Annotated in this window: 3 protein-coding genes and 1 pseudogene; all 4 read left to right on the plus strand. The window is 35.3% G+C overall.

Features of this window, described 5'->3' with window-relative positions; translation table 11 throughout:
* Positions 1-973, plus strand: a pseudogene (locus ACQY56_RS05975) (type VI secretion system Vgr family protein); the annotation flags it as partial.
* A complete protein-coding gene (locus ACQY56_RS05980; protein WP_428739971.1) occupies positions 954-2,330 on the plus strand; it encodes an SEL1-like repeat protein in 1,377 nt (458 codons plus the stop codon). The pseudogene ACQY56_RS05975 and the gene ACQY56_RS05980, both read left to right, overlap by 20 nt.
* Positions 2,330-5,071: a phospholipase effector Tle1 domain-containing protein gene (locus ACQY56_RS05985; RefSeq protein ID WP_428739563.1), complete on the plus strand. Its 2,742-nt coding sequence runs from the start codon at positions 2,330-2,332 to the stop codon at positions 5,069-5,071. The genes ACQY56_RS05980 and ACQY56_RS05985 overlap by 1 nt, the downstream gene beginning before the upstream one ends.
* Before the next feature lie 2 nt (positions 5,072-5,073).
* A complete protein-coding gene (locus tag ACQY56_RS05990; RefSeq protein ID WP_428739970.1) occupies positions 5,074-5,382 on the plus strand; it encodes a hypothetical protein in 309 nt (102 codons plus the stop codon).
* Positions 5,383-5,436 lie beyond the last annotated feature (54 nt).

Raw genomic sequence — 5,436 nt, forward strand, 5'->3', positions numbered from 1 at the left:
AGGATTACTCCACCAATATGTCCATAAAGATGTAAAACAAAAATATCTCAGCAATGTATTTATCCAAGTGGGTAAAGAGTATAGACTAGATGTCACAGAGGCGTACCATGTCAAATCAAAAAGTGAAAAACATACAACAGGAACATTTGAAGTACTAGCACAAGATGGAATAAGCCTAAAATGTGGAGGAAGTGTACTTACAGTAGATGGAAGCGGTATACACCTAAAAGCACCAAATGTAGATACAGCATCAGGTAATGGTGGTGTCAGTGCAACCCAAGTTGCCAAACCAACGATAGATAAACCAGTATACAATAAAGTAAGAGTAACAAACCTTAGCGTAGATGTAGAAAAACAAGAAGATATAACAGATATACTTACATTTACAGCAGAGGTTGAAGTATATGAAAATGATGCATGGGTAGCTAAAACAGAACTAACAGAGACTCAAAAATCACAAGTAGTCTGGGCATTTGTAAAAAATAACAATAGTGATGATAAAGATATACTCTCAGATAACCCGATAGATGATACAATTACAGAAGATGGACTAACCATGACTGTAAATATCCAAGAGGATAATATCTTTAAATACGCACATGTTCATTGTTATGTGGCAAACTCTGATGAAGAGGGGTATGCTATAAGTGAGTTGAAACGTTATCTAGAAGTGGTAAAACTTCCAGCGAATTATGTTGGAGAGGGAGAAGAGGGTGAATGTAAAGCTATCCTCAATGTTGATGAACCAAGAGAAGATGAGATTGCACAAATCAGATGGAGAATTGAGCAAAAAGATAAAGCAGATTATGATGGAAAAGATATAATAACACATAATCTAAAAGATGAACATGTACACGAGATCAATTTTATGGCTTTTATAGATGGTAAGCCTGAGGAAGCTGCTCGTGCATATTTAACTTATGATGAAAATCCAATAGATAATGTAAAAGAAGATGATAAAAACAGTAATTAAAAAAAAAATACAAATAATTTTAACCCTCTCACTTTTAGCAACTACTCTAGTTGCAAAAGTAAACCTAGATCATATAGATATAGATAGTTTTTTAAATGAACTCCAACCAAAACCTACAGTAAAACTATGCAAAGATCATGCACAAACTTTAGATGATTATATAGGGTGTTTAGAGAAAAATGCAAACGATAACCCCACAGTTGCAAATATAAACTTCCTAGCAGGTATATACGCCTCATACCAAATGTACGATAAAGCTATAAAAACCTATGAGATAAATGTAGCCAAAGGAGATAAAGAAGCAACTTACTATCTCGCAGGTATATATAACGAAGCTCTCCAACAACACGATAAAGCACTCCCATACTTCCAAATGATAAAAGAGTATAAAGATGCCACTTGCCAAATAGGTGGTATAAAAGCGATAGTAAAAAAAGAGAGTTGGTTTGAGTTTATGGATGAACGTAAAGCAAAAAAAAGAACTTTTGCATTTTACGATAATGAGATAAAAAACGGCAATATAAAAGCATATGGATGTAAAGGACTGTACTACAATAAGTTTGAAGAGTATAAAAAAGCAGAACAAACATTCCTAGAGGGCTTAAAACAAGGCGACTCGCAAAACCTCTTCTACCTAGCAAACCTCTACGACCACTATATTTATGATGCTAAAAAATATATACACTATTATGAAGAATCTTACAAAGCAGGAAATATGCAAGCGGCTCATAATCTTGGAGCTACATATGAGCGTAGTGAGTTTAAAAAAGCCATAAAATGGTATATGCTCTCAGCAAAAAGCGGTGATTTAAAATCACTTTACAATATAGGGTATGTATTTAGAATAAATGGCGATGGGGAAAAAGCAGTGAAAGTGTATAAAAAAGTTGGAGAGTTAGGTTTACCAGCTGGAAATAAAGGGGTATGGGTTTACTATTCAAAAGCCAAAGAGTTTCAAAAAGGGATAGAGTACCTTACCCATTGTACACAAACAGGGCATAAAGAGTGTGCGCGTTATCTTGCAAGAATATATAGTGAGGATTTAAAAGAGTACGATAAAGCGATAGAGTGGCATATCAAAGGCTACACTATGGGGGATGCTGAGAGTGCATTTGATCTTGGTCTTTTATATGACTTGACTCTTAACGATAATGATAAAGCGATTGAGTGGTATAAAAAAGCAGCAGCTTTGGGAGATGTAAAAGCTACATACAACATAGGTTTCGTTTATGAAAAAGAGTTGCGTAATCAAGAAGAAGCACTTAAATGGTATAAAAAAGCATATAAATTAAATAAAGAAGAAGGTTCTGCACAGATGAAAATTGAGAAGAAACTGAAAAACTTAGGAGCACTCTAATGGGAAGACCACCGAAAAAAGCTATAAAAAGAACATATGGAAAAGCGTATTCTCACAATCAAGATATGGTACATATGCAGTACTTCTCAGATGAAAATGGCAGACAATGCCCCCATGATGCAAGGACACGATTTGCTTACTTGGTTGTTAGTAAAGCACAGGCTAAAAAAGTAGCTGGAACACTTGAAGATGATGCAACTGTTTTAGATGCTATCAAAGATGAATACAGCTCTTATCTTGTTGAAGCTATAGAAAAAGAGAATGAACAAATAGCTACAACGCTAAAACTTGTACCAAATGAGATTTTAGTAAAAGATAAACTCGTGTATACCCTCTCCTCAGGTGGGAGTGTAGTTTGCTCTACACATAGTTTTTTAGATGATATTGTAAAGTTTGATGCCGCAGCTAATGCTTTGGATGATGCAGAAAAAAAAGATGGGGAGAGTAGATATGCAGGGTACTTTACAAAGAGTGTAGCGCAGTGTAAAACTGATCTGCTTCATGAGTATGATGCACTTTCAAAAACAGAGTTAAGCGAAGATGAAAAACGCCCTTATGCTTTGATCTCACTCCCTTATGTGTACAATGTTACACAAAGAGATAATTATGGAAATATAAAAGAGTATACCTATACAGCTTTTAAAGATCATATAAACATCTCCCTTACTCCAATGGTAAGAGTGGAGTATGGAGTGTTCTTTGATGGAACCAATAACAATATGTACAATATCAACTTTTACCAAAGCTATAACAAGTATGTAACAAACACAGTTAAAGAGATACAGAGTGCTAATGTAAAGATTGGGGATGAAAGATTTTTAAGTAGTTTAAAAGACGATAGCTCCTTCGCAAAATACATAGCACTCCACCCAAACCCTCAAAAAACTAAAGATATAATGAATAAACTTAGAGATGAGTTGATAGGGGATATAGGTAAGGTACGCTATTTTGAGCAAAGTTCTACACAACTGCGTAACTACGGCGATGACAACGCCTCAAAAGACGCCAGTAAAACATTTGACTTTTTACTAGAGGTTCGAGAGAACTTTACAAAGAGTGAGGGAGTACTTGAAAAAGTGTTTGAATATGAGGTCAAAAAAAACTATAGAGATGCAACAGGTACAACCAAAGAGATCAAAGAGTTTATCCAAGAGGAGATACTGCCAGAGTCTGATGATGCAGGGAGTTATGTGAATGGATATACTAATATAGAGAGACTGTATGAGCACTATAAAGGGGGAGATAGATTAAACCCAGATAAGAGTATAGCAAATCCAGATGCTCACAAATATGATCTAAAATACTTTAAACTTTACGCTTCAGGTTCAGGAACAGTTGATCCAGTAGAGGAGGGGGAACTTGACAATAACTCTTTAATAGGGCTAGGTTTAGGTACAGGTTTAACAGGTGTACAAGCACATGTTGTATATGCGTGTAACAAGATAGCCCAAGAGTTACGAAATGCTGGAATTGAGTATGTAGATGAGTTAGTGCTTGATGTGTTTGGTTTTAGTAGGGGTGCAACGGAGGCGAGACACTTTGTGTGTAGTATCCAAAAAGAGTTTGAACTTTTAAATAACGGGATATATCCATCCTATACATTAAACATCGATCCAAAGAAAACTAAAGATATATTTACACCATTTTTTGATAAAAAAGATGGACTTTATACAGATATCGGTTCGAGAAGATTTTATAACCCTTTAAGAGATATTCCAGTTTATGATTCTAGACATCGTAGAGTAATTGGATATAAAAAAGTACAACCACTCCATATCCAAAACGTCTCATTCCGCCATGTAAATATAGGCGATACCGTAACCCACCGTGGACTTAAACAAAGTAATGACTTTAAAGAGTTAAATATCAAGTTTGAGCCAAAAAAAGTGGGTTCAGTGTATCATCTTATGGCAATGGATGAGTACCGTTTTCAATTTGATGCTTATTCAATATTTGATGATGATTATGGGGATAAAGAGGTTTATAGAAACGATGGGAATATGACAGAGTTTATAGTCCCTGGTGCTCATGCTGATGTAGGGGGTGGATATGAGACACATAGTGGAATAGAGAGTATTCCACTTGATCTAAGTCTAAAATCAATATTTAGCAATCCAAGTGCTACAGTAAAAGCGTGGAATAAAGCTTATGGATGGTTACCTGTAGCAGATAATAAAGTATCTTATGTATTTTCTACAAAATTTGATGAACCTGGATTTTATAGACTTGACCCTTCCCCTCTATCACTAGCTACTACACCAGTAATGCACTATATGTATAGAGAAAACCTTACATGGTTGTATGAATTAGTAACCTTGCAACTCATGCACGATGCTACTCAAAAGATGGATGAAGAGAGAGACAAAGTACCTTTAGATGAGTTAGAGAAAAAATATACACTAAAGACTATGGCAAAAGAGCATCCAGAGGATCATAAAACTTTAGAGCCAATATATAAGACACTAAAAACAAATAAAGCAATAGGTAAAAATGAACATAAAGACTTAAGAAAACGATATGTGCATCACTCTATCAAAGCAAATTTACTAGATATAGCAAATATCCCTGATTATCTTCACCATATACCAGAGGGGGAACTCTATGCAAGAAGAAGCATCTATGGAGCTTCAGGAGATAAGTTTACAATGCTTCCTACACTAGCATCAAGACTTGCTGGGTATTATAAAGAACCAGTTAAACCTGATTTAGACGGATTAAATCCTGAAAATATGGGGCCGTAATTATGTACGAACTAGAGCAAATAAATCGCTACCTAAGAAAATTCGAGCTAGATGAAGCACACATAAAAAAGTGCTACGAGATGATTCCAGACCCAGAGTCTAAAGTAGACTCAGGCGAAAAACTCTACATTGCGTGTAAAACCCAATATGATATAAATACTATAGGCTCTTTTATCGAAAACATCACACAAGGGATAGATAAAGGTTACATAGTAGCAGCTATAAAAAAAACAGCTACACAGTTTAGCTATGTAAGTAAAATTCCTCGTATCGCTTTTTATGTGGTAGTGCTGAGTAAGATTGTAAAATAAGTTGCACTGTGTCAAACAACCCACCCTTAACTAATTCTGCCCCCCAAGCCCTAA

Origin of the sequence: Sulfurimonas sp., from assembly GCF_050296975.1 — a bacterium.
Taxonomy (GTDB): Bacteria; Campylobacterota; Campylobacteria; order Campylobacterales; family Sulfurimonadaceae; genus Sulfurimonas.